The organism is Vibrio paucivorans, from assembly GCF_054053395.1.
Genome location: NZ_CM133230.1, coordinates 882,281 through 908,495, shown reverse-complemented (window position 1 = coordinate 908,495; position 26,215 = coordinate 882,281). Strand labels below are relative to the sequence as shown.

The window sequence follows — 26,215 nt, the reverse complement described above, 5'->3', positions numbered from 1 at the left end:
AGTGATAGAGTCCGGCAAGACTCTATCGAGTGTTTAACAATTTAATAAGGAAAAGCTTATGTTCAATTGGTTAAAGTCAGTCATGACTAAAGCCACTATTTGGGCGAAAAAGTTATTTTCGTCAGGTAAAGAACCTCCTAGTCGAGTAGATGAGCCTGGAATCTCATTGAATGATTTGGTGGAGTCTATTGCTCAGACAGCAAAACAACTCGCCACTGCAGTAAAGCAGATTGCTTATTGGGGCTTTCAATTGCTTGCCAAGTTTGTACCGTGGCCACAACCACGGTTCAATCTTGCAGCCATTACGTCTTCTGAGGTAAAGAACACCTACAGGTGGCTTGAGGGAAAGCCCTTAGGACTTGTTGCGTAATCTATAAACCCGATACGTATCAGGTCCTAAAAAGCAAAGGGCAAACTAATGGAATTTCATACAGTTACTAATTTGACACACTCTCATTTTATTAACTGATATGGAGAACATTAAATGTTTACTTGGCTCAAAGAAGCTTACCTAACTACTGTACAAGCAGTGAAATACGCAGCTAAAGCTGTTTACAAAACCGCTAAGGCTCTCTTTAGCTTTGCTAAAGAGAAGGCCAAGGAGAACCCTAAAACAGCGCTTGCGATTGCTGCTATAGGAACTGGTTGGATATTTTTTGTTTTCGCGGGGCCTATTGCCGCCTATCTAGGTAAGAAAGGTTTGTTAGGTCTAGCGGGTACTGGTACTGAAATTATTACTTTAAATGGTCAACCTTTAGTTGACGCATCATTAAAGGCAATTGGTTTCGGCATCAGTGTTAAGGTTGGTGTAGCAGTAATTACCACGGTGGGTGCAGTCTTAGGCTTCGGTATTGGATGGCTTGTTACAAAGCTATTCAAGAAAAGACAGCCTGAGCTTGCTATGTACAACGAGGGAGTTTTATTGCTGAACTAATCATTTAATCCTATGGAGATAGTTAACGCTATCTCCATATTTCTCTACGGTCTTGTAGATTTCTAGTACCACCGAATAAGATTCATTGAGTAGTACACCTAAGTAATATAGACCTATAATTTTTTGATATTACTTTTCACTGCGTTTTTTCTTGAGCCAAGGCCGCTCAATCAAAAGAGCAAAGAGGACAATTAAAGGAAATACTGTAAACGCATACTCACCTAAAGAGCTCCAGAAAAAGTGCGCTCCAAGCGCAACTATGATCGAAACAATAAGTAGTAAAAGTCTATCTTTTATCCAGCTCATCCTTGCTTCCTTAGTAACTCGTGTCCTTTCTGTTGTCTCAGAGCGTCATCAGCAGCCCATGAGGGCAAACCTAGTTCTTGAAATGCTTTCTTTAATTCTTCTGAGCTGCACGAAGTTGCTCTTTTTGAAGCCATGAGCGCAGATCCAATAATAGCTCCAGCGTAATATGCAGAGTATAGACCTGCTCCCTTTGTACCTAGTCTAGCCCCTTTAGATATTGCAGATAGTGGGACGTCGTGGGCTTTTGTCATTAAAGCTACATCAATACTTGCTAATGCTCCTGACATTGTAGTGACACTACCAAATATAGTTTTAGGGACAGGTAGCCCCATTGCCTCTAAGTTACTTTCAATATTATACGTAAAGTTATCTACGTTGAATTTACAAATACTCATGAAATTAATCCCTTATATAGATAAGAAACTTTTACCATACTCACCTGATTTCACAAGTGATTTATAGGGCTATTTCTACTTTTACGAAAGTGGCTCCCTGATCCCCACCCACCCTAATAAGTGAGCAAAAAGTAAGCGTGATTAATCACACGCTCAGGGTAGTATTGACGTTGAATCAAGCTCTGTAACTCACGTCCTACACGTTCGATTTCATGCAAATGTTTCAAGTAATCCGATTCTGTATAAGGGTAAAGTGGCTCACTATCAAGCCACTCTATACCGTTTAAAAATAACGATTTAAATTCATTCGTAACCTTTACGTAAGAGCCCAGGACTTTCCCGCCCTGGTACTGACTACGACAGGTGACGACTTCCAGTAATCCCCTTGCCTTCATTTCACTCAAGCAACGAGATACATTCTCCTGCGACGTCGAAGTTAACGCCGCAATCTCTTTTTCACTGTAGAACGCACAATCTAAACGCCAGTTTAACTGCAGTGCGACAAATGTAGCGATCTTAATCAAATTCAATCGATAGTCCAAACGCAACGGTAAACCACTAAAGTACTCCCGCACGTTAGCGTTCGCTGTAGCTGAGCCCATCAAGCGTTCTACGCTTTCCTTTCGCCAAATACGCAACGAACTATTCAGTGGCGATTGTGGCAATACCACATCCCACTTAGACGGCGTTTCATCGATACCAATCGCATTCCTGACCGTTTTGAAAACGTCCTTCTCTCGATACGGACGCGCTTCAAACGGCTTTGCTATCAGTGAGTATTTGATAGAAAACGCGGTATAACCCCCGTCTGAGTGCAGTATCGCTACTGACTCAGTACTGAATTGATTTATAACAACTTTCATTTAATTACATTCAGGAATTAAAGCTCTAATGATAGCTGTTTAATCAAGTGTGAGTACAAGTCAGGGCTTCAATATGAGAGGTCGTATCTATCCTTCATATTCCGTAAGATAAGGTTTTCTGAATTAAACAAGGAAGTAGATATGGACCAATTTATCATTAACAAAATTGGTGAAGCTATGACTAAAATACCGCACCCACAATACGGACACACGGAAGATTCTAGTCTCATGTGGCGTAAAGAGTTTATCTACGAGTTACTGAGTGACAATTTGAACATCCCCATTACTGCGAGTGAATGGACCATGTTGGTTACCAACTATGATAATCGTGAGATGGCAGAGAGAGGGTATTCTGGTGCGTTCTCGTATGGTGCAGAGTTAAGCTATACCGCACTGTGCCAAATATTTACGGATTTAAAGGGACAGTTTGTTCAGTCCATTGTCATGCAGGACAGGGACGAATTTTACCGCCGGGTTAATATGTTATTAGATTACTTCAATCCTAATATCGGTGAACAGTGGGTGATTGAACATTATTCTCGCTGGATTAATCGTCAAAATTATAAAGAAGAATACAAGCACCAAACCCGCAATCTAGATCTTCATAATCAACAACCAATGAATCAAGCCCATCAGATAAACCATTCGCAATTTGAACACGATTCTAATCGTGCTCTATTTGGGAGTGAAAATGCGTGGGACGTCTTATCTGTTCCTGATGGGCAACCTATTGTAGATGTTGCTCACAACCAGATAGTCAATGGTAAAACTATGGCAATGAATGCCAACAACCACTACATGACCAGAAATAATCATCAAGTTTCAACTGAGCAGCTTAATGCTACTAATGAACGTAATCACACGATCATGCGTGAGGCGATTGAATCTATGATGGGTGTACCACCCGAAGAGCTTCCACAACAGACAAACTATGTTTCTTTCTGTCAAAAATACGGATTTAGACACCCTAGAGCTGATTTCAATGAGCATTTAAACGCACAACCCACCCACTATCCACCATTAACGAGAATAGCGTAATAACAAAAAACTATGTCGCTCAATGGGCTTTCTGTCCATTGAGTTTTATTGTGTGGGTTCCTTTCTGCTATTAGGAGTTAATAATAATGCCTGGATATTTATTGTCGGTGCCGGACATTGATAAATCGGTGGTAAGGCCGGTGGTGATTCAAGTGTGTAGTGCGTTAAAAACGCATTTGAATTTAGGACGGGATTGTGAATTGAGTTACGCGGGGGATACGTTAGCGATCCCACAAAGCGGGTCGTTTTTAAGTGAGAGAAACGATTTACCCAATGTGGGAAAAGGGGAAAACTCCTAATAGCAGAAAGGAACCCACACAGTGAGATGGAGTTAATCAGTACATAGAAAGTACTATTATATGTAGGGAAATAAAAAGCCTACGTTAGCACGTAGGCTTTTAGTTATCGTTCATAGAACTGAACATCTTATATTTTCCTTTTAAATTATTGTTCTTTTTTAAAGAACATAATCTGAATGATACAGTACGTATCATTTTAAATAAAAAAGCAACAGTTACTAAATTTGTAGTTATGGTGTAACTGCTAAAGTGCTACTAATTGTCAAGCCATGTTGGGTCTAGCCCTATGTAATCTCCTTCTCGGTTGAATTTTTCACCATATTTATTAGTGATGGTTCCTGTTGTATCGCAGGTGCAACCTTCACATGGATCGCATACGCAATCATCCTCTTCCATTCCTCTCATGATTTTACTCCTATGAATGATTTGAGAGTTAAGGCCATTAGTGGCCACCTATGAACCTCTGGTGTTGCGAGCACCAGAGGTTCTATTTTATCCCACACTCTGAGCAATGTCAGCAATTCCAGTTGCGCTTGATTGTGGATAGCGAGCAGCCGAGTTCTTTAGCTGCGGCGCTTTGACTAAACCCTTGTTCTCTAAGCTTCTGAACGCTATCAGTCGTTTTTATGGCCTTTGGTCTGCCTAGCTTCTTTCCTTCCTTCTTCGCACGTCTCAAGCCGTCCTGTGTACGCTCTCGAATACGGTTACGTTCAAACTCTGCGAATGAGCTAACCATCTGCAGCATGAGTTTGCCTTCTGAGCTAGATAGATCAGGTATAGGCAAGTCTAAGCACACAAGCTTTACACCGCGTTCTGATAGGTTAGAGACGGTGTTTTGTACATCGATGTTGTCACGGCCTAGGCGATCCAGCTTGGAAACTACCAGCGTGTCGCCTGGTTCGAGTTTGTGATCGACTAGATTCTTAAACTCTTTTCTCTTCATGGCTTCGACTGAGCCACTCACGGTTTCGCTGACTACTCTGTAATCTGGTATGTCATGCCCTGCTTCTTCAATGGTTCTGATTTGGTTTTCAACGGTTTGTTCTGTGGTCGATACGCGACAGTATGAGAATGTACGACTCATGATTTAGTCCTCTTTTAGTGTGTGTTCAATAAGGTGGTTTCATATAAAGAGGGGTATTAGTAAATCGCTAAGTATTTTTTGACACTAAATATTTCTGTGAAAGAACTGTGACCAGAACCGGGTGTTTGTTGCTACCTATGTCATGAGGTAAGCGGTATATTGACCTTTTAACCCTACGGGACAGATAGCCATGAGTTTGATTGAGATAGACGATATTGAAATGAAGTACTTTCCTTTGAATAAGGAGTTGGTTGTAGATGATGAGTTGTTAAGTATCGAGATTTACGAAGGGGATACGTCTGGACGTTGGATTCTAGAAGTCGTTGCTGAGTGCGGTACATCCACGGTATGGGATGAAGAGTTTGAAAGCGACCAAGCGGCTTTTGATGAAGCGCTAAAGACGATTAACGAAGAAGGGATCAAAGCTTTTAAGATTCAGCCAGCAGATAACCTTCACTAAAATAAAAGCCTTGCATTGTCAGCAAGGCTTTTAGTCACGCTGTACTTGTTTGTACATTTTGTATTTTCCTTTTAAATATTTATTAAAACAGCTACTTAGTTTGTTTTTGTAGCGTAACTGTCGCTATAGATATTAATTCATAACAGTACTCCTATATATTATGTGGATAGTTGCATATTTGTTAATGAAGCCGATCATCTTTTAAGATTTGGTGCACTCTGGAAGGTGTAACTTTCCATTTGTTACCAATTTCCTTAAGAGTCTTTCCGTTTCTTTGATCATTTAACATTGATACTTGACGCTCAAGCTTGGAGCACCTTTTTTCAAGAGTCTTAAGTTTTCTTTCAACTTCTTTTTGAAAAGATTCATTACACATTGGCTTTATCCTTTTGTGTTATGTTGGACTATAAGTAGTAGTCCGCTATGATCATTACTTATAATGATCTCCTAGGTCCCTATGGTGTTGTGAGCACCATAGGGACCTATACTTTATCTAACTTTTTGCATATTGTCATCGATGTTCTCAAAGAGAATTAACGTTGTTATTCGAGTGTACGATACCTATGTGACAAGCAATGTATCTAATGATTATCTGTTTAGGTACACATATGGGTACATCACTGTTATGTCAAAGGCTAAATCTAATCATTTGGTCAATTAAAACAGTACCTTGAGAGCGTTTGGTTCAAATCCCTATCTCTCCGCCACATTTAGAAAAAGCCCGCTAAGAAATTAGTGGGCTTTTTCGTATTTCAAAGGATTAATCGGGATTTGCCCAAATCCCTCCTTGAATACAAGCCTAGCACTCCGCCACATTTAGAAAGGCCCGCTAAGAAATTAGTGGGCCTTTTCTTATTTCAAAGGATTAAACGGGATTTGCCCAAATCCCTCCTTGAATGCAAGCCCAGCACTCCGCCACATTTAAAAGCCCACTAAGTAGCTCGTGGAGTTTTTTGTATTTGATAACTTGAACGGTTTACCCGAGATAAGCCGTACTCCTTGATTCAACTGCCTAGTGGATTAACGTCTTTGATAACCTTTTGTTAACCCCTAGTCTATTATCCTCTTTCCTGAACAAACATCACTCACCGTTCAGGGAGGAAGCATGAAACTACTTGCCTCAATAACTACAACCATACTTATTACTGGTGTGATATGGAGCGCTGTAACCCTACAGCCAGCGACTGCGGAACCTGCGCCGGCAACCGCTTTGAACAGCCTCACCTCATCTCTCAATAACGAAAAACCAGACTCTGTTACGGGAGTCAGTAAAACCATTCATTTACAAGAGTTACCAGCATTGTGGCATCAGTTTTATACCGACAGCCCCACTATCCCTAGCGACGTAAATACACTGATGGTCATATACCAGCAAATAGATAAAAGCTTCACCCACACGAAAGTCACCATTGGCTACGCTCAAGATACTAAACAATCACTTTCTGTTCAGTTATCCGTTGATTCTACTCGTCAGGTTTTGCTCCCCAAAGGACAACACTCAGCTTCAGTGTTGGAACAAGCTTGGCATCAAATCGACTTCCATCAACCAATTTCAGCAGTGGTGGAAGTTCATTATCTCAATCAGCACGGCTTACCGGACAGTAGTGAAGTAAGCGTCTACTATGAACAATAGCTTTGAGGAAACAGTCATGTTTGATTTTATGTCTCAAGTGTTCACCGAGAGTACCATCATTTTTACCGAAACTTGGGTAGACGATAACTTTGTACTTATCGCCCTAGCTGTTTTTGTGTTTGAGCTTGTCCGCTACGCTATTAAGAAGAAACTAAGCTGGAACATGGTCGGCGACAGCGCAACCAACTTCGTTACGTTGTTGTTCCTACTTGCGACGGTATTCGCCATTGGTTTGGCTTATGTTGGAGCATTTATCTTTGCGTACGAATACTTTAGCGTTACTCAACTGCCGATAACCGGCTGGACTATATTGGGTTGCTTGGTACTGGCTGACTTAGCGTATTACTGGGAGCATCGTTTTTTACACAGCAACGGGTTTGCATGGGGAACACATTCCGTACACCACAGCTCACCTTACTTTAATATTTCAGTGGCGTACCGATTTGGCCCACTCGATTGGTTCTTCCCATTCTTCTTCCATATCCCATTGGTGCTACTTGGTTTTAACCCTTTCGTCGTTTTGATGTGCGAGACCTTCGTTCAACTCTATCAGACGCTGCTCCACACAGAGGCGGTAAAAAAAATGCCTAGACCCATAGAGGCAATATTTAACACACCGTCACATCATAGAGTCCATCATGCAACCAATAAGCAATACCTCGATAAAAACTATGCGGGCATCTTGATTATTTGGGACCGAATGTTTGGTACTTTTGCAAAGGAAGAAGAATCGGTTAAATATGGAATATACCCTCACGTTAATTCGGTTAATCCGATTAAAGTGTACTTTCATGGGTATGGCAGGCTACTAAAACAGATATGGCATGCACCCAGTTGGAAGTATCGCTTACAGCTACTGATTAAGCCCCCTATTTGGGCTTGGCAGCAAAAACAGATGAAGGAACAAGCACAGCGATGAAAATCAATGCCCTGCTCATTGAAGATGACAAAGATCTTGCCGAAGCCATCAGTGATTACATGGAACTGGATGGGTTCGAATTCGATTTTGCTTACAATGGTTCGGCAGGGCTCACTCTCGCACTGTCTCAATCCTACGATATCATCTTGACCGACGTTAACATGCCCAAAATGGATGGGTTTCGCTTCTGTAAACAGCTCAGAGAAAAAGGGATAAATACTCCTGTGTTGATGCTCACCGCAAGAGATACGCTCGATGATAAGCTCACTGGATTCTCTGTAGGTTCTGATGATTACTTAGTTAAGCCATTTGCAATGGAAGAGCTGAAAGTCCGTATGTTAGCACTTACTCGGCGCGGAAAAGGGGCAGTTACTTCGTTGAGTATCAGTGACGTCAGTGTAGATTTGGAACAACACCTTGTTTCTAGAGCGAACCAAACCATAAAGCTGGCTCCAGTCTGCTGGAAAATACTTGTCTGCTTAATGCAGCATAGCCCGAAAGTGGTCAGCAAGGCTCAAATCGAAGAGGCAGTCTGGGGAGAAGATGTCCCCAATGCAGATAGCCTAAAAGTACACTTGTTTAAACTTCGCCAAGCTATCGATGCTCCATTTGACACCAAGTTGATCCAAACCGTCCACGGGGTTGGGATTGCATTCAGGGAAGAAAACCAATGACACCAGTCAGTATCAAGCGGGATGTTTATCTATATCTATTCGGAATGGTACTCACTTTAACCGCTATTTACGCCTTGATGGTCAATCACAGCTATCAAGTCGGGCTCAATGAGTCAGCTAAGTATGGCTTTCTTTATGAGTTAAAACAGGCTGAAGCAGAGTTTGTTGAAACAGGAGCCGTTACCCAGACCAACACTTTTCAAGTGTTTACTCACCTAGACGATGTACCAGAGAAGTTTCAAAAGGTTTTTGATTGGGCAAATTTTTCGAACGACCAAATCTATGAGAATTATTTATCACCAAGTACTGATGAATACGGCCACTACCTCTATGCGGCTAAGCACTATGTGTCCAGTAAAGCTCAATACCTGTATGTGGTCTCTCAATACGATGAAAAGATCTATGCAGATTTACTAGAGCAACATCCACCAGAATCTATTGACCAATTGAACTCTTCCTTCGTAATACTCGGTCTCTTACTGCTGGGTATATTTCTAATCAGCCGCATTCTCGTATACCGAATTACTAAACCAATTTTAGAGTTGTCTCAATGGAGTAAAGATCTGAATTTGAACGAAACAGGTTCACTACAAAAGCTTCGCTACACGGAGGTGCAGCGCCTCGCCAATCAATTAATCAGCAGCGTTCGCCACCAACAAGCAGCAATAGAGAGGGAAGAGTTTTTCCTTCGTACTGCAAGCCATGAGTTACGCACACCTGTCACAACGATTTCAGCTAGTGGGGCAATGCTATCTCGCCTCTCTCCTTCTCTCAGTAACGGTGGGCAGAGAGCGATTACTCGGATCAATCGTTCAGTCACAACCATGCACAACCTGATAAACACTCTACTCTGGATGAGTAGAGAGAAGCGTACGCCATTAGATTTAGACTCTTTTGATATGGAAGCACTGCTATTAGATACCGTTTCAAACCACCAATATTTGATAGAAGGTAAAGAGTTAACCGTCCATATCGATTCCCCAGAGAAGCTGCAAAGCAAGCCCCTACCCCATACTTTGGTTCAGATAGTCATCACTAACCTTATCCGTAATGCTTTCCAACATTCATCTCACGGCAATATCCACATCACTTTAGCTAGCGATAAAATATCGGTCAGTAATTCAACCGAACATCAAAGTTCAACTTCGCCAGAGCCCTCATTCGGTATTGGTTTACTATTAATCGAGCGCATTTGTGCAAACAATGGCTGGCAGTTCACTCATTCTGAAGAAGCCAGTCGCTACAACGTCAGTGTCCATTTTATCGGGCCATGTTCATCTGACATCTAGGCTTACATACCGAGATAACCAAATGTTAACCACCTATTCGTTACTCTAGTCGCATCAATCATAAGGAGAACCAGTATGGGTATTTGGTTATTAGAGACAACACTATGGGCAGTGGTTACAGTTGCAGTTTGTGTCGCTATTTGGGGCTTCTCGTTACCCAATATCTTGATCGCGTTAGGCATCTCAGTCGCAGTTTCACTACTACTTGGTAATAGCTGGAGAAGCTAATAATTTTTGAAAGCGGACTAAATAACCCATTTCGTAGCGATTATGCTAAAGTGCGGCAATCACTCATTTCTCCCCCGAACCTAGACATGCCTTCACAGTCCACTTTTTCTATCCCTAGCGGGGTTAAGTTTATGCTTATCTCCGCGCTGGGCTTCGCACTTATGTCTGCCTGCGTGAAATACGTCAGTAACTACGGTATTCCGGTGTTCGAAATTGTGGCAGCAAGGGCTTTGGTATCCCTCATCATTAGCTACCTTGATGTAAAAAGAAAAAAGATTTCGATTTGGGGGAATAATAAACCGCTGCTCTTTGCACGTGGCCTTGTCGGTACATTGGCGCTAATGTGTGTCTATTACTCTGTCACCAGCTTACCTTTAGCGGAAGCCACTATTTTGCAATACGTTCACCCGGTATTTACCGCTTTGCTAGGCGTATTATTTCTCAAAGAACGCATCCAAAAGTCGACAATGATATGCATCGTACTTTGTTTGGTTGGTTTACTGGTCATAGTACAACCGAGCATCTCTCATCAGGAGGGCTATGAGCTGCCGATGTTCAGCGTCATGATCGCTCTATTAGGTGCATTTGGTAGCTCGATAGCTTATGTCATCGTAAGAAAGCTCAGCCAAACCGAAGACAGTTCAGTTATTATTTTTTACTTCCCTTTAGTCGCTCTCCCTGCTTCTATTCTGCTGGTAGCCAATGACTTTGTATGGCCCAGCCTCTATATCACGCTAATGCTCATTCTAGTGGGCATATTTACACAAATAGGCCAGTTAGGGCTAACCAAAGCAATGCAAACCCAATCCGCGGGCAAAGCATCAGCCTACTCCTACGTGCAGATCGTATTTTCGGCCATTTTAGGCGCGGTGATTTTTAATGAGATCCCGTCCGTTTGGACTTACATCGGTGGCTCACTGATTGTTGCTGGTGCGCTTATCAATGTATTTGGGCCTAAGCTATTTAACCATTCAGCGGCAAAGTAAAGTGCTCATGGAGTTGGCAAGCTGTTGACTTAAAACGATTCAGCTCGAGCATTTGTGACTGTAGCCAGATAAAAACATTCATAAATAGTTGGTCTTTTCATCTTCACCTTGGACATAACTGCCAAGGTGAGTTGAAAAGTTTTTTTGCTCAACCATGCCAATCACTTTACTCTTTAAATCGGCTGGGTAGACCCTCTTCCCATCTAGCTCGTTAATTGCTATCCATTCTACCGACTGTATGTACTGCTCGTCATTCAATCCGACTAGATTATCGGTATGAGGCTCACCGCTGAAGGCGGTGATTTGGTAGAAAAACTCCGCATGGTAGCACTCAGTATGAGTCTCTAAAAACTCCCGAACACAAATGAGCTCACCGACTTCAACCTCTAAGCCAGTCTCCTCTAGAAACTCTCTCTTCAAACCATCTTTACTACTGCGATCGCCTTTCTCCATACCTCCACCCGGTGGAATCCAGTATTCCCCCGAAAAGTCCTTAACTCGGACCATTAATATGGATTGATTTTGGATCAGTATACCCGCAGATCGAATTCGGTGCTTCATGACTCTTCCTTGGTGTCTAATGCCGCTTCTAGCAGCTTCAAGTGAATAGGAACCAAATCCTGGTGTGAGGTGCGATACCCCCCTCCAACCACACAGGCAATTGGCAATTGTTTGTCTTTCGCCAACTGAAACATAAACTTGTCTCGTTGATAGATCCCTCGAGTCGATACATTGAAATAACCAAGCTCGTCATCTTGATGAATATCGACGCCCGCATCGTACAAAATCAGGTCAGGCTGATGGAGATTAACGGCCATTTCCACTACCGAAGTAAATGACTGTAGATAACGTTCATCATCGGTTTCCCTTGCCATTGCTACATCTAAATCTGAATCTGGTTTTCTCGCGGGGAAGTTCTTATCGCAGTGGAATGAGAGGGTGATTATCTCATCATCATCGGCACATAACGTTGCGGTTCCATCCCCATGATGGACATCACTATCTACTATTAGGACTTTATCTATATGTTCAAACTGCAAAGCCCGCTTGGCTGCTAACACTAGGTCATTGATTAAACAGAACCCGCTACCAAAATCATAATGCGCATGGTGGTAACCACCACTTAAGTGGATCGCTACCTTATGCTCAATGGCCTGTTCAACGGTTAAACAAGTGCCTCCGGCTGACGTAAGAGTACGCTCTATAAGTTGTGTACTCCAAGGAAAACCAATTCTTCGCATTTTCGCTGCCGCTAACGTGCCGTCGGTCAAAGACGCAATGTACTGACGGCAATGCGTAAGCATGACCTCATCTGTGGTAATAGGTGCGGGGTGCTCAAAACAGAAACCTTCCTCCCACTCCTTATGTTCACGACGCAACCTCTCAACATCGTCGTACAATAAACGATATTTGTTAATCGGATATCGATGCCCTTCCGGCAAAGGGAGTTCCGAGTATATCGGATGATAAATTAGCGGGATCATGGTGTTCGTTATGTGGTGACAATCTTTGTTTATGTTATACCAGTTATCTCCCAAAACTGATCATCCTGTTAGGGAATATCGTTGGTCTCTTTAATATTAAGCTTGTAATTTAATTCAAAAGACACTTAAATGATATTAATTATCAATATCATTTAAGTGCGGTATGTCTCAATCTCATTTTTTCTTGATTCTAGGTGTGCTGGTTGGCTCTCTCAGCGCAATGGCTCTCTTTTCATTTATGTTGCTTTCCAGTTGGTGGGTAGTTGATTTTGTCTTGATTGCTTAGCAAACTGTTTCTAAATTTCTGAGTTAGGAACCAATATGAAAACCGTATTTATCACCGGCGCAAATAGAGGGATCGGCTTGAGCTTGGTTAAAGGATATTTGTCTCAAGGTTGGCATGTTCATGCAACATACAGGGAAGCAAATACTGCTACCGAACTGCTTGAATTAGCCGAGAAAAATCCTGTCACTTGCCACCAATTAGATGTGACTGACTATACGATGGTAAACTCATTATCTGCTTCTCTACCCACCATCGACCTACTGATTAATAATGCAGGCTACTATGGGCCTAAAGGCTATGGATTCGGTAATACCGATGTTGAGCAGTGGCGAAAGGTATTTGAAATTAATGCAATTGCCCCGCTGAAATTGGTCGAAGCTTTTCACGCTAACTTGGACAAAAGTGATGATAAAAAAGTCGCTTGCTTATCTTCTAAAGTCGGAAGTATGGCAGAGAATACTTCAGGAGGAGGCTATATTTATCGCTCTTCTAAAGCCGCGTTAAACTCAGTAGTAAAGAGCTTAAGCAACGATCTGTCCCCGCAAGGGTTTACGGTTTTGGCACTACACCCTGGTTGGGTACAAACAGAAATGGGCGGGCCAAATGCGCTAATCGATACCGCCACCTCAGCAGCAGGATTAATGAAGGTGATTAACCAAGCTAACCCAAGCCATTCAGGTGAGTTCATTAACTACGATGGTACGTCTATACCTTGGTAGCTTTTCCCAGTTTGCTGTCAAGACAACAAAAATCTACTTCGCTGATTTCTTTTTATAGCTGCCTTTAGTTGAAGGCTTCCTTTTACGTTTAAACGCCGGTCGTTCAACTTTTGGCAACGAGCGCAGCGAATCCGGTATGGGGCCCGTTTTGACTTGTTGCATTAAGCTATCGATACGCTGTTGTAAGGTTTGCATGAAGGGTAGGTAGGCTTGATTTCTTTCTGCCATCCCTTGTAGTTGATGCTCCCAATGAGCCGTCATGTCTGGAAAGGTAGAATCTGATGGAAGCGCATGAATCAAACCTCTGCCTGCCTCACTGCTCAAAATAGTCTTGCCTTGGCGTTTAAGCAGTTGCCGTTTGAATAAGGTATCTAAGATACCTGCTCTTGTTGCTTCCGTACCAAGACCATCCGTTTCTTTAAGAATTTTTTTCAGTTCTTTGTCTTCGACAAACCTCGCAATTCCTGTCATCGCTTGCAGCAATGTCGCCTCAGTAAAGTGCTTGGGAGGTTCGGTTTTACGGTCTTTAATTTCACCTTCTCGGCAGGTAAGGACCGAGCCTTGCTCCAGAGGAGGAACCGCATCGACATTAGCATCGTCGTCATCTGTTTTGCCCATCAGCACTTTCCAACCAGCCGAAACAAGCTGTCGACCTTTCGCAATGAACATTCCTCCCGCGATATCAAACACAAGCTTTGCTTCTGCGTATACCGCAGCCGGATAAAACTGCATTAAATACTGCCGAGCAATCTGCTGGTAAATTTTCATTTCATTGGCTGATAGAGCATTCATCGATGCTTTTTTGGGTGTTGGGATGATCGCATGGTGAGCATCCACTTTACTGTCGTTCCAAGCCTTTGACTTCAGACTAAGATCCGACTCATTCACTGCTGTGGCCAAATCTTTCGCGTTATTGGAGATCGCGTCACACACACTTCCCGCTTGAGCATAATGCTCTTTAGGCAAATAACGGCTGTCTGAACGGGGATAAGTGATTAACTTGTGCTTTTCATATAGGCTTTGGCAAGTATCAAGAACCTGTTGTGCACTCATACCAAATCGTTTGGCGGCATCAATTTGTAGGGCAGATAATGAATACGGCAATGGCGGAGCTTGCTTAGTCTGCTTTTGTTCAGATTCCACCACTTTAGCTGGCTGATTTGCAATACGATTAGCCACATTTTCAACCAACTTACGATTGAGAACTCGCCCTTCCTCATCTTGCCACGGCTTGCATGCGTCACTTGGCTTCCAACGAGCACGAATATCGAACTGATCACTGCCATTCTGATAGGGAATAAGAGCATGAAGTGTAAAGTAATCACGAGGCACAAAGTTTTCGATTTCTTCATCTCTGCGTACGACTAGCCCTAACACTGGTGTCTGTACTCGACCAACCGACAGTACGCCTTGATAACCCGCTTTTTGACCAAGCAATGTATAGGCCCGAGACATGTTCATGCCATACAGCCAATCGGCGCGAGAGCGCGCCAATGCCGAAACAGAGAGCGGAATAAAATCTCGATTACTGCGCATTTGAGAGAGTGCACGCTTGACGGCTGGTAAGTTCAAGTCGCTGATTAATAAGCGTTGAATCGACTCCTTTTTGGTTTTGGAGACTTTACAATAATCAATGACTTCATCCACCAGCAACTGACCTTCTCTATCAGGGTCACCTGCATGGATTATCTGGGAGGACTCTTTCAATAGTTTGCGCACCACCGAAAGCTGTTTGCTGGCCGACTTCCTTGGCCTAAGCTGCCATTGCTCAGGAACTATCGGGAGATCAGCTAAGTTCCACTTTTTATAACGTTCGTCATACGCATCGGGCTCTACTTGCTCTAATAAATGCCCGATGCACCATGTCACTACATCACCATTACCGCAACGGATAAAGCCTTGATCTTTTTTTTGAGGATTTGGCAGTGCTGCCGCAATAGCACGCCCGAGGCTAGGCTTTTCGGCGATGAATAAACGGGACATAAGCGATGGTATTTTCTTTGGCACAAATAATTAGAGCCACATTATCGAATGTGGCTCTAATAAGGCAAGAGAAAACTGTTTAAATATACAGTTAATTACTCTGCATCACCTTCAACGCGTGCAGCAGCTTCTTTAATTAGTGGCTGAAGTTCACCTTTCTGGAACATTTCTAGAATGATGTCACAACCGCCAATTAGCTCGCCTTCTACCCATAGTTGTGGGAAAGTTGGCCATTGAGCGTATGCTGGTAGCTCAGCACGGATATCTGGGTTTTGTAGGATATCTACGTAAGCAAATTTTTCTCCACATGCCATTAGAGCTTGTGAAGCTTGAGAAGAGAAACCACAGCTAGGTAGTTTTGGCGACCCTTTCATGTATAGAAGGATCGAGTTTTCTGAAATTTGCTGTTTGATTTTGTCGATAGTTTCCATTTCTTCCTCTTAATGGATGTACTGCAAAGATTTGCTTCATTCTAAACCATTAGACGAGAATATAAAGCACATAAAGTGTATGGTTATAAAGCGGTCAAATGGATGCAGTTTCACATAACGATCACAAGTTATTTGGGTGCAAGCTCTTTTAATAAAGTAAAAACTTGCTAAAATGAATCGCAAGTCAGTCGTATCGACTACACATAACAAAAAACATCGGAAGCAATCGAAAGGCTAAGCCTTTCATATATATGGAGAATCGAGCAATGGCATTTGAACTACCAGCTCTTCCTTACGCGAAAGACGCGCTAGAACCACACATCTCAGCAGAAACTCTAGATTTCCACCACGGTAAGCACCACAACACTTACGTTGTTAAGCTAAATGGTCTTATCCCAGGAACTGAGTTCGAAGGCAAAACACTAGAAGAAATCGTTAAGACTTCTACTGGTGGCGTATTCAACAACGCTGCACAAATCTGGAACCACACGTTCTACTGGCACTGTCTAGCGCCAAACGCTGGCGGTGAACCAACAGGTGCAGTTGCTGATGCAATCAATGCTGCATTCGGTTCTTTCGAAGAGTTCAAAGCGAAGTTCACTGATTCTGCAATCAACAACTTCGGTTCTTCTTGGACTTGGCTAGTTAAGAAAGCTGACGGTTCTCTAGAAATCGTTAACACTTCTAACGCAGCGACACCACTAACAGAAGAAGGGACTACTCCACTTCTAACTGTTGACCTGTGGGAACACGCTTACTACATCGATTACCGTAACGTTCGTCCAGATTACATGAACGGTTTCTGGGCTCTAGTTAACTGGGCATTCGTTGAAGAAAACCTAGCTAAGTAATGTAAATTACTACAATGATTTTAAAAGCCTGCTTATGCAGGCTTTTTTTTGATCTTTATTTCTTGAAGGCTCTCAAGTTTCTCGCCTTTAAGCCGTTATAGGTGCATCAAGCGAGGGACTTCATGTACGCCGATAACGTAGACACCATTCATACATTAGACAAAGCAACCATCATTAATGAGTTGCGATTTGGCAACGGTATCAATCATGCCGTTCATGCCGGTCGTCGCTCTGATTTTGCGTTGATCTTATCTATGTTTTCGGATGATGTTCGTGACAACACACCGGTAGAACAAATAGATCCACCCGAAATTACAGATGCTGTACTCAGACAACGCTTTGAACTTCAGGAACCACAGCCACTGCGCTCGGATCCCACCTCCTACCCTATTTCAGCTCGGCATGCCAATATGTTCCATGCCGCAGGGTTACCTAGTGCCAAGCTCAGTCACTACCTCACCCCCGAACCACTGACTTACTTGCCGTCAGAAACCTTTGATTTACCTGAAGAGGTATACCACAACCTTTCGGGTCATCAACGACGCCAGTTGGCCGAAACTAAGCCGCGGAATTTGATGTCCGCTGACATCTACAATCAACTGGTCGTAGCTCAACGAAACTATCAAATACAAACTCAGGCATAAGATCTACGTCTCACTTTTTAAACGCGTACATTCATGACATCGCTTTGTGTGAATCACTGCATAAAACAAAAAACTTTCTGATTTTTCGACCGATTAATTTGAGGTTATTCACACCTAAATCACAGCCAATAAACCATGCTATGTGGACAAAAAACATCCACCAAAAAGAACAAATCATATTGGGTGAGGTTAAATATGGACATAAAAAGTGCCGTAATATTAATTACTTCTGCTGGTTCTCTGCTAGGCGGTACGCTTGCAACACACTTTGCATCACTAGGTGCGAAGCTGATTCTGTGCGATCAAGATATCCACCGACTTAATGAAACTCTTTCTCGTTGTCGAATGGTGTCAGACCATGTTTATTCTTTCCCAGTCGCTGATTATTCATATGAGTCGATAGATAAACTTTTTGACTATGTCGATGAAATGTTCCACTCCTCGCCCGATGTACTGGTAAACAATTGGACCAGCAATCCTCTCCCGACATTAATGAGTGAACGCTCTGCTGATCTGTTCACCAAAAAGCTTTCAGTGATGGCATCCTCGCTGTTTGGATTCGGCCAAGCCACTGCCGAGCGTATGATGCAGGAGAAAAAGAAAGGGGTGATCGTCAATATCGTTTCTTATGAAGACTACCGAGATCTCTCTGGGTTTGAAAATGCGTCATCAATGGTGGCAGGGTTTACCCAAAGCTGGGCGAAAGAGTTAACACCATTTAATATTCGAGTCGGAGGTGTAGTACCAGCCCTAAGCCATGTGACTAACGATGACGACTACCACTGGGCAGAAGTTCAAGATGAGTTGATACGAAACACAGAATACATCGTCTCTAACGAGTATTTCAGTGGGCGAGTGATGGCAGCCGAAGCTTAGAGTCGAGTTCTTCTAATAAGAAACACCTCAAATGACTAAGAAGGTCATCAACTTGCTTGATGACCTTCTTGTTTTTGGTCAACGAAGTACACATCAGTGCTTTTTCAGAACTACAGCTTACTTAATATTTGCTCCGATGCCTCTTCAATGAGATCGAGTACCAACTCAAATCCATTGTCTCCGCCATAGTATGGGTCAGGTATTTCATCGAATTTCCCATCAGAATAGCTTAAAAACAGTGATAGCTTATGCTGGTATTGCGCAGGGCAAATGTCATAAAGATCGGCCAAATTGGCTTTATCTGCCGCTAAAATCAAATCAAAATCGGTAAAGTCTTGCATCACCACTTTGCGGGAACTTATGCCTTTAAACGAATAACCCCGCCTTTCTCCAGCCTTACGTGAACGACTATCTGGCGGGTTACCTTGGTGATAACCAATCGTGCCAGCCGAATCCACTTCAACATCAACGCCAAGTTGAGCGGCCTTCGCTCTCAACACCGCTTCCCCTGTCGGCGAGCGGCAAATATTGCCCATACATACCACTAAGACTCGCTTCAAATCTATACCCTCAAACTTATTATCAACTTAGTTTCATATTTTAAGTTCCTCGTCTACGCTGTTAATGAACAACGTCACATATAAAAGGAATTAACAATGAAAAGATTATGGCTAGCAATGTGTCTACTTATTTCATATACCAGCTTTGCGAATGAGTTTGAAGCAGTTCTCAAGGACTTCGCGATGAAAGACGTCAAATCGATCGCCAGCGACGATCAAGTTATCAACGCAATTAAGTCTCAGAACGAGCAAAACAGTCAGCTGAACGAAACACAAATTACCGCCTTAGATAATGACTGGCGAAGCCAAGTTGGCCAATCCGATGCTCCTTTAATCACCAGTAAATTGAGCAGTGACCTTTCAAAGAAACTAAGTGCCCTACAAGAAAGCAGCGATGGTGTGATCACAGAAATCTTCGTGATGGATAATAAAGGACTGAACGTCGCGCAAAGCGCGGTGACGTCAGACTACTGGCAAGGTGACGAAGATAAATGGCAGCAAACCTACCTAGTAGGCCCTAACGCAATTCATATCGGCGAAATAGAAGAAGATGAGTCGACGCAAATGTTTCAGTCTCAGGTCAGCTACACCATTACCGATCCTGCTTCAGGACAAGTGATTGGTGCGATTACTGTGGGTGTGAATGTAGAAGAGTTATAAGAATAGGAGCATAAGTATGCGAGTGACTATTAGTAAGCTCGTTGTTACCAGTGCTTCAATTCTTACTCTGATTGCGATGTCAGCGATTTCGTATTTTACATGGCAAAGCAGTATCGACGCGATATATAGCCTGAATAAGTCGTCGTACATGCAATCAACGCACGCACTAAGCGAACAACTAGCAACCCCAGTACGATTTAAAAAACTCGACAACATCAAGGAGCGTTTAGATGTCGCTTTCCAATCGAGCGAGGGAAACCTTTCGCACGTAAGTATTTATTTACCCGACAAAACCTTACTGTACAGCACTCACCCTTCTTCACCGCCCCTTGGTCATGAAGGAGAGCTAGAGGCCAAGCATGTTATCCTAGATAATAGCGATCGCTTTGAGTTCGGTACTCCCCTGCTGTCAGGTAAAAAGAATACTCTTGTAGGGTATCTGGTGACAGATTGGAATTTTTCTCAGGCACAGGGACTAAGTAGTGCATTGAGCAATCAATCGGTCATCATTGGGCTCATCTCGGTTGTAGTATGCATTGGAGTGTTAGTACTGCTGTTACGAAACACACTAACAACCCCACTGCATCAGCTCAATTTACTGTGTCATGAGCTCAGTTCAGGAGACTGTAATTTGAGTAAACGGCTTGAGTTTAAACACGACAATGAACTCGGCCAACTAGCAAAGGGAATGAATCGATTCATTGAAAAGATGGAGCAAACGTTAACGCCCATCCATCATGGCGCAGACTCGGTGACAGCTATTTCACAAGATTTAGATAAACACCTAATTTCAATTGGTGAACAAATTAACCACCAACGTGATGAGATAAAGGCAACAGTAAGCTTAGGAGAACAAGCACAGCATTCTGTATCTCAAGTTAAGGACAACAGTCTAACGACATCAGGCAAGCTTTCTCATGCGGTTAACAGCGCTAAAAGTGGCCAGCAGCGGCTACTCAGTGCACTTGAAAACAATCGACTAATGGCACAAAAGAGTTCTAACATCTCTGAAGCGGCCACTGAAGTGAATAGCCAAGTACAAAAAGTCACTGAAATCTTGGGTATTATTCGCAACATCGCCGAACAAACCAACCTATTAGCCTTAAATGCAGCGATTGAAGCGGCAAGGGCCGGCGAGAACGGGCGCGGGTTTGCGGTCGTCGCAGATGAGGTGAGAGGTTTGGCAGAAAAAACCGCTAACTCGACCAACCAAGTCGAGGACATTCTCAACGCCTTGGGTGATGTATCCAATAACCTGATTCAGTTCACTCAAGAAGGGAGTAAAGCGAGTGAAGCCAGTTTAGCGTCAATAGAAGACACCGTTGGCGATATTGAACAAGCACTTAATGATGTGTCCGAAGCAAACCAAGTTTGTGCTGACATTGAATCTTCGTCTCATGCGCAAATGACGACTATGTCGGATTTGGTATGCCAATTGGTCAACATTGATCAGCGAATTGACCGCCTAGCGGGCGATTCAAACCTCATTGAGGCCAGTAGTAACAAACTGTATTCACAAGCAAAAGACACCAGTAAGCATTTATCTTGCTATAACCTAAGTTAGTTCAATACCCTCTCTGATTAACGGTATTTAGACCAACGGTTTTTCGCTATTATGGCGTAAAACCGTTTTATTATTGGAGTACTCATGTCTACTGAAGACCACAAGGAAGAGCGTCATAAAGCTCGCCAACAGAAAGTCAAAGAACAAGTTGATGCCAAAGTCGCAGCCGCACAGGAAGAGAAAGGCTTACTATTGGTTATCACCGGTAACGGTAAAGGTAAATCTACATCAGGCTTTGGCACTGTGGCACGCGCAGTTGGACACGGAAAAAAATGTGCCGTTGCTCAATTTATCAAAGGTACCTGGGATAATGGCGAGCGAAACCTATTAGAAAAGCTCGGTGTTGAATTTCAGGTAATGGCAACGGGTTTTACTTGGGAAACACAAAACAAAGCAGCAGATACCGAGGCAGCCCAGTTAGTTTGGCAAGAATGTAAACGCATGCTAGCGGATGACTCCATCGACGTCATATTATTCGATGAGCTCACCTACATGGTTAGTTATGGCTACGTAGAGCTTGATGAAGTGGTCGAAGCGTTGGCAAATCGTCCTAAAATGCAATCTGTGCTCATCACAGGCCGCGGCGCGCATCGCACGTTAATAGAAATGGCTGATACCGTGTCTGAGGTGAAGAACGTAAAACATGCCTTTGAGTCGGGTGTAAAAGCGCTCAAAGGTGTCGATTGGTAATTCTCACCGCATCTAACATTCTTCAGCGCGTTTTATCTAGTGATACAAAATAAAAAAAGGTAGGCATAAAGCCTACCTTTTTATTTCATTTAAAGAGTCTTGAACTAGTTAAATAGCCCTTTAAGCAGACCTTTCACTGCATCTTTATCTTCTGGCTTTAGTTTGTCGCCATACTTTTCTTCAAGCTTATCCAAGCCGCGGTCAATTTCTTTTTCCGCTTTCTGTTTCAAGACGTCATCAAAAACGAGTTTGAATTTAGGTTCAGCCCATTTGCCAGACACATTGATAGGAATCGTTACTCCTTTCAACTCATCGATGTCTTTACCACCTTGACCTTTCAAAGAACCCACTATCGACGTACTGACCGTAAAGTTGACTGTTTCTTTTAGATAGTTTGCACTTCCTTGGCCACGAATACGTAGCAAAGGAGACTGCATATGAAGATCATTAGTCGAAACATTGCCTTTGTTTAACTTTAAAGTTGCCTTCATTGCACTAAAGTCTGTTTTCTTCGGTTCGTTAGTCCCTTCGACTTTTTCACCTTTTATTTTGGCGTAGTTTTCTCGGATCATCTGCGCAACGTTGATGCCGTTCACCGCACCATCTTCAAAGTTGATCTTCACTGTGCCCACTAGGTTTTTCTTTATACCCGTTGGCGTCAGGCTGCGACCTTTCACATCAACATCGATATTACCCGTACCTTCCAACATGTCGTTGTTAGCAACATCCATTAACAGTGGCTGTACCTGTACACCCTTGATACGCTTCTTAGCCGAGTACGTCGCAGGCGTTTTACGTCCATCCAACTTCGCATTTGCTGTAATTGAGCCTTGGTATAGGTTCGAGCTGAAAGACGTTAATTCTGCAACACCGCGATTCACATAAAACTTCGCTTTCACGTTTTGCATTCTGGCGTTATTGGCTTTGAATTTATCGATGGTGACCGAGCCTTTCACATCAAGGGTTTTCAGCGCAGATAAATCTGGCTCAACTTCTTTTTGAGGTTTAGCCGGCGACGTTTTTACTGCCTTGTCTGAGCTACTCGTTGTGCTCGTCCCTTTTTGGTCTGAAGATCCGCTCTGCTCACTGGCTTTGTTTAGCCCTAAGAACTCATCTAAATCAATATTTGGACTGTGCAGCGCAAAACGCACCTTAGAGATGTCTGCCAATGTCACTTCCGTTTTACCATCTAATGCAATCGCGTTGGCAGTGAGTTTCTCTAGAACAAAGGTTAAGTGACTCTTGGTCAGATCAAAGCTTAGGTCTGACGCCATATCCACTTTCATAGGATTCTGAGGAAGCGTATCGCCTGTAAAGTTGGCATCCAAAGTCAGCGTCGCAATATTAACCAGAGAGATAGCCTTATCGACGGTTAAGACGCCAGAACCATTCATGTCGATACCTAGGCCCGCTGCTTGCCCTTTAACGGCATAGCTCATCTTATTGGCCTTATCGAACTCAAACGTCTCAAGGCCAATCTTAGCAGAATCAATTTGCGTAGCAGGGTCATTAAAGCTTGCATCCAGTTCAATATTACGCAGAGCATACTCAGCAAAACCTTTCGCTAATTTAAACTCGGCACTGCCTTTGGCAGCAAACTTCTGCTGGTTGTTCTCACCTTTAGCCGCAAACGTTGCTTTGGTCCACTTCTCAGCTGCAAACTCCGAAAGCTCAAACGCTACATCGTAGAGTTTAGTGTACGTACCAGCTTGTCGATCTTGGATTTCTAGTACTGCGTTAGACACAGTGACGCCCGCAAGGTTAATCGTCCAGGCAGAAGCTGCTGAGTCGTTGGTCGCAACTTCACTTGTAGACGCTGCACTTTCTTCTACTGCACCTTTAGGTTCGCTAGTGCTCGTTTCTGGTTGTGTATTCGATGCCGTTAAAGCGTCGATGTTCTTGCTACCATCTTTTAGTGTTTCTAAGTCGAACTCAGCACCGTTTAGCGATACGTTGCCAATTTCTAGCTGTTGGCTAAATAGCGGCATGACCGACACATCGATACCAATGGAGTCAACTTTAAATAAATTGGGATTAGTAAACCCTTGAGGGTTACGCAGCTCGGTTTTACCTAGCTCAAACCCAATAGACGGGAAAAATTGCCAGCTTATGTCACCTTCAATAACCAGCTCTAACCCAGTGTGTTGCTTAGCTTGCTCCACAATCAGTGGTTTAAATTGGTTAGGGTTAACCAGTAAGACTAGGGCTAATATAGCCAATACAATGGCAACGACGGGAATGGCGACAACTAATAGCAGTTTTTTCATCAGCAGTATCCTTGCTTAATTCGTCGGACTCTTAAAAAGATAGAGATAAACAAACGTTTCGTCTGCATCAATAAAAAGAAAGTGGCACTAAAAGTGCCACTTATCATAGAAAAAATAAAGCTTTGAATCGTTAATTACTTTTAAGCTTTCAATAACTTCGCAATGTGTGCTTTCAATACATCGATTGCGATGCGGTTTTTACCACCACGTGGAACGATGATATCCGCATGTTGTTTAGACGGCTCAATAAATTGCATAAACATTGGGCGAACTGTCTCTTGGTACTGTTTAAGCACAGAATCCATCGTACGACCACGTTCTTCAACATCACGCTTAACACGGCGAAGAAGACAAATATCAAGTGGCGTATCCATAAATACCGTTGCATGCATTAACTTACGCAAGCGAGGGTCAGTAAGAAGAAGGATGCCTTCTAGAATGATCACTTTCTTAGGTGTCATCGCCGTGGTGTTTTCAGTACGAGTGTGCTCTGTGTAGCTGTATTCCGGTACTTCTACCGCTTCACCTTTGATTAGCTTTTCTAGGTGCTCACAAAGCAGGTCATGATCCAACGCATTCGGGTGGTCATAGTTTGTTTTCACACGCTCTTCCATGCTTAGGTCGCTTTGGTCGTTGTAGTAGCAATCTTCCGTGATAACACCAATTTGGTGATCGCCAACCTTTGCACGCAGTTCGTTGTAAATCGTACTTGCGATTAGACTCTTACCAGAAGCGGAAGCGCCAGCGATACCTACGATGACACATTGATTATTATCAGACATTTTTTTTGCACCCGATGATGGTTTTGGTGGAAACAGATAAACCGCCTGATTATAGGGAGTTCACTAGTTAGATACTAGTCGCGGATAGGGTTAAATGTCAGGTTTTACGTAAATAGAATAACAAAAAGCCATGCAATCGATTACCTCGAATGCATGGCTCTGCTTTTACTTCAAATTATACGTTTTTGCACTGCCACCAAGTGCAGTTACTGGACGAAAAGACTACTCCACCATCGTGAAGCTGATCGCTTCAGGCTTCGCTTTTCCATGCCAGTACATTCGACTACACACGGTTTCTGCAAGCTGTAGGTAAGTTTGGGAGTGCTCACTATCCGGCCTTGCGGCCACAGTCGGCGTACCTTTATCGATATCTTCGCGCATAGAAATGTGCAATGGCACTTGCGCTAATAGCGCTAAACCGTATTCACCAGCCAGCTTCTCCGCGCCTCCTGCCCCAAAGATATGCTCTTTTTCACCACAATGACTGCAGATGTGATAGCTCATGTTTTCGACCATACCAATCACAGGGACATCGACTTTCTCAAACATCGCAGCGCCTTTGCGAGCATCAGCCAAAGCAAGATCTTGTGGCGTTGTGACAATGAGAGCGCCCGTCACTGGGATTTGTTGAGACAAGGTCAGCTGAATATCACCCGTCCCCGGCGGCATATCAATCACCAAGTAATCCAGTTCAGGCCACTCGGTTTCGTTCAACAGTTGAGCAAGCGCCTTAGATGCCATAGGTCCACGCCAAATCGCTGCTTCGTCTTTAGACACTAAATAGCCAATTGAGTGGGTGTGAATACCGTGAGAGGTAATTGGCTGCATCCATTTGTTGTCACGAACTTCTGGCTTGGCATCCACTTCGCCCATCATCATAGGTACAGACGGACCATAAATGTCCGCATCCAACAATCCCACTTTGGCGCCGGATTGAGAAATCGCCAGAGCTAGGTTAACGGCTGTGGTTGATTTCCCTACGCCGCCTTTTGCAGACGTCACTGCAATGATGTTTTTAACGCCATTAACCGAGTTAGCGACAACGGTTTCAAGGGCTTTAGGAGCAATGCTAATGTCGAAATCAAATGGCGCAACCTGCTTGTTTTCATGCTGGGCCGTGATCCATTCTTGAAGAGTAGCTTGTAAAGATTTCGCAGCAAAAGGCAGTGCGATACCAAACACGCCGCTTGCGGAAACCGTAACGATAGATGGCTGATTCGCCCAACCTTCAATGAGGTTAGGGTGTGAAAACTCGTTCAACCAATCACAGAAATCTTGCTTTGAAGTGAACTGACGCATAGGTCCTCCTT

Annotated in this window: 29 protein-coding genes; 17 read left to right on the top strand and 12 right to left on the bottom strand. The window is 43.3% G+C overall.

What is annotated here, in order from left to right; all coding sequences use genetic code 11:
- Positions 1 to 58 precede the first annotated feature (58 nt).
- Positions 59 to 370, top strand: coding sequence for a hypothetical protein (locus ACXABW_RS04370; RefSeq protein ID WP_457524202.1), 312 nt, complete (start codon positions 59 to 61; stop codon positions 368 to 370).
- Positions 371 to 484: 114 nt separating this feature from the next.
- Positions 485 to 934, top strand: coding sequence for a hypothetical protein (locus ACXABW_RS04365; RefSeq protein ID WP_457524200.1), 450 nt, complete (start codon positions 485 to 487; stop codon positions 932 to 934).
- A 129-nt stretch (positions 935 to 1,063) separates the two neighbouring features.
- Here ACXABW_RS04365 and ACXABW_RS04360 read toward each other — a convergent pair whose 3' ends face one another.
- From ACXABW_RS04360 to ACXABW_RS04350, 3 genes are all read right to left on the bottom strand, one after another.
- The gene (locus tag ACXABW_RS04360) at positions 1,064 to 1,240 is read right to left on the bottom strand and encodes a hypothetical protein (protein ID WP_457524199.1); all 177 of its coding nucleotides are present in this window, start codon (positions 1,238 to 1,240) and stop codon (positions 1,064 to 1,066) included.
- Positions 1,237 to 1,635 (bottom strand): hypothetical protein, encoded by a 399-nt coding sequence (locus ACXABW_RS04355; protein WP_457524198.1) that lies wholly within the window; start codon positions 1,633 to 1,635, stop codon positions 1,237 to 1,239. Before ACXABW_RS04355 ends, ACXABW_RS04360 begins: the two co-directional genes overlap by 4 nt.
- Before the next feature lie 113 nt (positions 1,636 to 1,748).
- Positions 1,749 to 2,498 (bottom strand): helix-turn-helix domain-containing protein, encoded by a 750-nt coding sequence (locus ACXABW_RS04350; RefSeq protein ID WP_457524197.1) that lies wholly within the window; start codon positions 2,496 to 2,498, stop codon positions 1,749 to 1,751.
- A 141-nt stretch (positions 2,499 to 2,639) separates the two neighbouring features.
- Between ACXABW_RS04350 and ACXABW_RS04345 the strand changes: the two genes are divergently transcribed.
- On the top strand, positions 2,640 to 3,536 hold the full coding sequence (locus tag ACXABW_RS04345) for a hypothetical protein (protein WP_457524195.1): 897 nt from the start codon (positions 2,640 to 2,642) through the stop codon (positions 3,534 to 3,536).
- Between the two features lie 813 nt (positions 3,537 to 4,349).
- On the opposite strand, the gene ACXABW_RS04340 is transcribed toward ACXABW_RS04345, so the two are convergent.
- Positions 4,350 to 4,919, bottom strand: a complete 570-nt coding sequence (locus tag ACXABW_RS04340) for a recombinase family protein (RefSeq protein WP_457524193.1) — start codon at positions 4,917 to 4,919, stop codon at positions 4,350 to 4,352.
- A 190-nt stretch (positions 4,920 to 5,109) separates the two neighbouring features.
- On the opposite strand from ACXABW_RS04340, the gene ACXABW_RS04335 reads away from it, so the two are divergent.
- The 7 genes from ACXABW_RS04335 to ACXABW_RS04305 all read left to right on the top strand — a co-directional run bounded on the left by ACXABW_RS04335 (position 5,110) and on the right by ACXABW_RS04305 (position 11,108).
- Entirely contained in the window at positions 5,110 to 5,379 is a 270-nt protein-coding gene (locus ACXABW_RS04335) for a hypothetical protein (protein WP_457524191.1), read from the top strand.
- Between the two features lie 1,105 nt (positions 5,380 to 6,484).
- A complete protein-coding gene (locus ACXABW_RS04330; RefSeq protein ID WP_457524189.1) occupies positions 6,485 to 7,012 on the top strand; it encodes a hypothetical protein in 528 nt (175 codons plus the stop codon).
- Between the two features lie 16 nt (positions 7,013 to 7,028).
- On the top strand, positions 7,029 to 7,931 hold the full coding sequence (locus ACXABW_RS04325) for a sterol desaturase family protein (protein WP_457524188.1): 903 nt from the start codon (positions 7,029 to 7,031) through the stop codon (positions 7,929 to 7,931).
- Entirely contained in the window at positions 7,928 to 8,605 is a 678-nt protein-coding gene (locus ACXABW_RS04320; protein ID WP_457524187.1) for a response regulator transcription factor, read from the top strand. Before ACXABW_RS04325 ends, ACXABW_RS04320 begins: the two co-directional genes overlap by 4 nt.
- A complete protein-coding gene (locus tag ACXABW_RS04315; protein WP_457524185.1) occupies positions 8,602 to 9,894 on the top strand; it encodes a sensor histidine kinase in 1,293 nt (430 codons plus the stop codon). The genes ACXABW_RS04320 and ACXABW_RS04315 overlap by 4 nt, the downstream gene beginning before the upstream one ends.
- 75 nt (positions 9,895 to 9,969) lie before the next feature.
- Positions 9,970 to 10,122: a hypothetical protein gene (locus ACXABW_RS04310; protein WP_457524183.1), complete on the top strand. Its 153-nt coding sequence runs from the start codon at positions 9,970 to 9,972 to the stop codon at positions 10,120 to 10,122.
- Positions 10,123 to 10,208: 86 nt separating this feature from the next.
- On the top strand, positions 10,209 to 11,108 hold the full coding sequence (locus tag ACXABW_RS04305; RefSeq protein WP_457524181.1) for a DMT family transporter: 900 nt from the start codon (positions 10,209 to 10,211) through the stop codon (positions 11,106 to 11,108).
- A gap of 78 nt (positions 11,109 to 11,186) precedes the next feature.
- On the opposite strand, the gene ACXABW_RS04300 is transcribed toward ACXABW_RS04305, so the two are convergent.
- Positions 11,187 to 11,669, bottom strand: a complete 483-nt coding sequence (locus ACXABW_RS04300) for an NUDIX domain-containing protein (protein ID WP_457524179.1) — start codon at positions 11,667 to 11,669, stop codon at positions 11,187 to 11,189.
- Positions 11,666 to 12,592 carry a histone deacetylase family protein gene (locus ACXABW_RS04295; RefSeq protein ID WP_457524177.1) on the bottom strand — a complete coding sequence of 309 codons (927 nt, stop codon included), beginning with the start codon at positions 12,590 to 12,592 and terminating at the stop codon, positions 11,666 to 11,668. The genes ACXABW_RS04300 and ACXABW_RS04295 overlap by 4 nt, the downstream gene beginning before the upstream one ends.
- A 321-nt stretch (positions 12,593 to 12,913) precedes the next feature.
- On the opposite strand from ACXABW_RS04295, the gene ACXABW_RS04290 reads away from it, so the two are divergent.
- Positions 12,914 to 13,597 carry an SDR family oxidoreductase gene (locus ACXABW_RS04290; protein ID WP_457524175.1) on the top strand — a complete coding sequence of 228 codons (684 nt, stop codon included), beginning with the start codon at positions 12,914 to 12,916 and terminating at the stop codon, positions 13,595 to 13,597.
- A 33-nt stretch (positions 13,598 to 13,630) separates the two neighbouring features.
- Here ACXABW_RS04290 and ACXABW_RS04285 read toward each other — a convergent pair whose 3' ends face one another.
- A complete protein-coding gene (locus ACXABW_RS04285) occupies positions 13,631 to 15,580 on the bottom strand; it encodes a DNA topoisomerase III (RefSeq protein WP_457524173.1) in 1,950 nt (649 codons plus the stop codon).
- A 95-nt stretch (positions 15,581 to 15,675) separates the two neighbouring features.
- Entirely contained in the window at positions 15,676 to 16,011 is a 336-nt protein-coding gene (locus ACXABW_RS04280; RefSeq protein ID WP_252029961.1) for a Grx4 family monothiol glutaredoxin, read from the bottom strand.
- Positions 16,012 to 16,277: 266 nt separating this feature from the next.
- Between ACXABW_RS04280 and sodB the strand changes: the two genes are divergently transcribed.
- From sodB to ACXABW_RS04265, 3 genes are all read left to right on the top strand, one after another.
- Positions 16,278 to 16,862, top strand: a complete 585-nt coding sequence (sodB, locus tag ACXABW_RS04275; RefSeq protein ID WP_252029959.1) for a superoxide dismutase [Fe] — start codon at positions 16,278 to 16,280, stop codon at positions 16,860 to 16,862.
- A 122-nt stretch (positions 16,863 to 16,984) separates the two neighbouring features.
- Complete coding sequence (locus tag ACXABW_RS04270; protein WP_457524171.1) at positions 16,985 to 17,506, top strand: VC2046/SO_2500 family protein; 522 nt, start codon at positions 16,985 to 16,987, stop codon at positions 17,504 to 17,506.
- Positions 17,507 to 17,701: 195 nt separating this feature from the next.
- Positions 17,702 to 18,382, top strand: a complete 681-nt coding sequence (locus ACXABW_RS04265; protein WP_252029955.1) for an SDR family oxidoreductase — start codon at positions 17,702 to 17,704, stop codon at positions 18,380 to 18,382.
- Between the two features lie 110 nt (positions 18,383 to 18,492).
- On the opposite strand, the gene ACXABW_RS04260 is transcribed toward ACXABW_RS04265, so the two are convergent.
- Positions 18,493 to 18,942 (bottom strand): low molecular weight protein-tyrosine-phosphatase, encoded by a 450-nt coding sequence (locus ACXABW_RS04260; RefSeq protein ID WP_457524169.1) that lies wholly within the window; start codon positions 18,940 to 18,942, stop codon positions 18,493 to 18,495.
- 96 nt (positions 18,943 to 19,038) lie between these two features.
- On the opposite strand from ACXABW_RS04260, the gene ACXABW_RS04255 reads away from it, so the two are divergent.
- The 3 genes from ACXABW_RS04255 (at position 19,039) to cobO (ending at position 21,856) form a co-directional block, all read left to right on the top strand.
- The gene (locus ACXABW_RS04255) at positions 19,039 to 19,602 is read left to right on the top strand and encodes a hypothetical protein (protein WP_457524167.1); all 564 of its coding nucleotides are present in this window, start codon (positions 19,039 to 19,041) and stop codon (positions 19,600 to 19,602) included.
- 16 nt (positions 19,603 to 19,618) lie between these two features.
- Complete coding sequence (locus ACXABW_RS04250) at positions 19,619 to 21,166, top strand: methyl-accepting chemotaxis protein (protein ID WP_457524165.1); 1,548 nt, start codon at positions 19,619 to 19,621, stop codon at positions 21,164 to 21,166.
- 84 nt (positions 21,167 to 21,250) lie between these two features.
- A complete protein-coding gene (gene cobO / locus ACXABW_RS04245; RefSeq protein WP_457524163.1) occupies positions 21,251 to 21,856 on the top strand; it encodes a cob(I)yrinic acid a,c-diamide adenosyltransferase in 606 nt (201 codons plus the stop codon).
- Between the two features lie 104 nt (positions 21,857 to 21,960).
- Here the strand turns inward: cobO and ACXABW_RS04240 are convergent, their stop codons facing one another.
- From ACXABW_RS04240 to apbC, 3 genes are all read right to left on the bottom strand, one after another.
- The gene (locus tag ACXABW_RS04240) at positions 21,961 to 24,123 is read right to left on the bottom strand and encodes an AsmA family protein (protein WP_457524162.1); all 2,163 of its coding nucleotides are present in this window, start codon (positions 24,121 to 24,123) and stop codon (positions 21,961 to 21,963) included.
- A 140-nt stretch (positions 24,124 to 24,263) separates the two neighbouring features.
- A complete protein-coding gene (gene udk, locus ACXABW_RS04235; protein WP_252029947.1) occupies positions 24,264 to 24,905 on the bottom strand; it encodes a uridine kinase in 642 nt (213 codons plus the stop codon).
- 222 nt (positions 24,906 to 25,127) lie between these two features.
- Complete coding sequence (apbC, locus tag ACXABW_RS04230; RefSeq protein ID WP_457524160.1) at positions 25,128 to 26,204, bottom strand: iron-sulfur cluster carrier protein ApbC; 1,077 nt, start codon at positions 26,202 to 26,204, stop codon at positions 25,128 to 25,130.
- Between the last annotated feature and the right edge of the window lie 11 nt (positions 26,205 to 26,215).

What these genes read in the sequence shown, in the direction of transcription:
- apbC (WP_457524160.1), bottom strand. Translation starts at nt 26,204, where the DNA reads ATGCGTCAGTTCACTTCAAAGCAAGATTTCTGTGATTGGTTGAACGAG.
- ACXABW_RS04290 (WP_457524175.1), top strand. Translation starts at nt 12,914, where the DNA reads ATGAAAACCGTATTTATCACCGGCGCAAATAGAGGGATCGGCTTGAGC.
- sodB (WP_252029959.1), top strand. Translation starts at nt 16,278, where the DNA reads ATGGCATTTGAACTACCAGCTCTTCCTTACGCGAAAGACGCGCTAGAA.
- ACXABW_RS04240 (WP_457524162.1), bottom strand. Translation starts at nt 24,123, where the DNA reads ATGAAAAAACTGCTATTAGTTGTCGCCATTCCCGTCGTTGCCATTGTA.
- ACXABW_RS04360 (WP_457524199.1), bottom strand. Translation starts at nt 1,240, where the DNA reads ATGAGCTGGATAAAAGATAGACTTTTACTACTTATTGTTTCGATCATA.
- ACXABW_RS04350 (WP_457524197.1), bottom strand. Translation starts at nt 2,498, where the DNA reads ATGAAAGTTGTTATAAATCAATTCAGTACTGAGTCAGTAGCGATACTG.
- ACXABW_RS04280 (WP_252029961.1), bottom strand. Translation starts at nt 16,011, where the DNA reads ATGGAAACTATCGACAAAATCAAACAGCAAATTTCAGAAAACTCGATC.
- ACXABW_RS04305 (WP_457524181.1), top strand. Translation starts at nt 10,209, where the DNA reads ATGCCTTCACAGTCCACTTTTTCTATCCCTAGCGGGGTTAAGTTTATG.
- ACXABW_RS04255 (WP_457524167.1), top strand. Translation starts at nt 19,039, where the DNA reads ATGAAAAGATTATGGCTAGCAATGTGTCTACTTATTTCATATACCAGC.
- ACXABW_RS04370 (WP_457524202.1), top strand. Translation starts at nt 59, where the DNA reads ATGTTCAATTGGTTAAAGTCAGTCATGACTAAAGCCACTATTTGGGCG.
- ACXABW_RS04300 (WP_457524179.1), bottom strand. Translation starts at nt 11,669, where the DNA reads ATGAAGCACCGAATTCGATCTGCGGGTATACTGATCCAAAATCAATCC.
- ACXABW_RS04320 (WP_457524187.1), top strand. Translation starts at nt 7,928, where the DNA reads ATGAAAATCAATGCCCTGCTCATTGAAGATGACAAAGATCTTGCCGAA.
- ACXABW_RS04335 (WP_457524191.1), top strand. Translation starts at nt 5,110, where the DNA reads ATGAGTTTGATTGAGATAGACGATATTGAAATGAAGTACTTTCCTTTG.
- ACXABW_RS04340 (WP_457524193.1), bottom strand. Translation starts at nt 4,919, where the DNA reads ATGAGTCGTACATTCTCATACTGTCGCGTATCGACCACAGAACAAACC.
- ACXABW_RS04270 (WP_457524171.1), top strand. Translation starts at nt 16,985, where the DNA reads ATGTACGCCGATAACGTAGACACCATTCATACATTAGACAAAGCAACC.
- ACXABW_RS04365 (WP_457524200.1), top strand. Translation starts at nt 485, where the DNA reads ATGTTTACTTGGCTCAAAGAAGCTTACCTAACTACTGTACAAGCAGTG.
- ACXABW_RS04310 (WP_457524183.1), top strand. Translation starts at nt 9,970, where the DNA reads ATGGGTATTTGGTTATTAGAGACAACACTATGGGCAGTGGTTACAGTT.
- ACXABW_RS04330 (WP_457524189.1), top strand. Translation starts at nt 6,485, where the DNA reads ATGAAACTACTTGCCTCAATAACTACAACCATACTTATTACTGGTGTG.
- ACXABW_RS04250 (WP_457524165.1), top strand. Translation starts at nt 19,619, where the DNA reads ATGCGAGTGACTATTAGTAAGCTCGTTGTTACCAGTGCTTCAATTCTT.
- ACXABW_RS04355 (WP_457524198.1), bottom strand. Translation starts at nt 1,635, where the DNA reads ATGAGTATTTGTAAATTCAACGTAGATAACTTTACGTATAATATTGAA.
- ACXABW_RS04315 (WP_457524185.1), top strand. Translation starts at nt 8,602, where the DNA reads ATGACACCAGTCAGTATCAAGCGGGATGTTTATCTATATCTATTCGGA.
- ACXABW_RS04345 (WP_457524195.1), top strand. Translation starts at nt 2,640, where the DNA reads ATGGACCAATTTATCATTAACAAAATTGGTGAAGCTATGACTAAAATA.
- ACXABW_RS04285 (WP_457524173.1), bottom strand. Translation starts at nt 15,580, where the DNA reads ATGTCCCGTTTATTCATCGCCGAAAAGCCTAGCCTCGGGCGTGCTATT.
- udk (WP_252029947.1), bottom strand. Translation starts at nt 24,905, where the DNA reads ATGTCTGATAATAATCAATGTGTCATCGTAGGTATCGCTGGCGCTTCC.
- ACXABW_RS04295 (WP_457524177.1), bottom strand. Translation starts at nt 12,592, where the DNA reads ATGATCCCGCTAATTTATCATCCGATATACTCGGAACTCCCTTTGCCG.
- ACXABW_RS04265 (WP_252029955.1), top strand. Translation starts at nt 17,702, where the DNA reads ATGGACATAAAAAGTGCCGTAATATTAATTACTTCTGCTGGTTCTCTG.
- ACXABW_RS04325 (WP_457524188.1), top strand. Translation starts at nt 7,029, where the DNA reads ATGTTTGATTTTATGTCTCAAGTGTTCACCGAGAGTACCATCATTTTT.
- cobO (WP_457524163.1), top strand. Translation starts at nt 21,251, where the DNA reads ATGTCTACTGAAGACCACAAGGAAGAGCGTCATAAAGCTCGCCAACAG.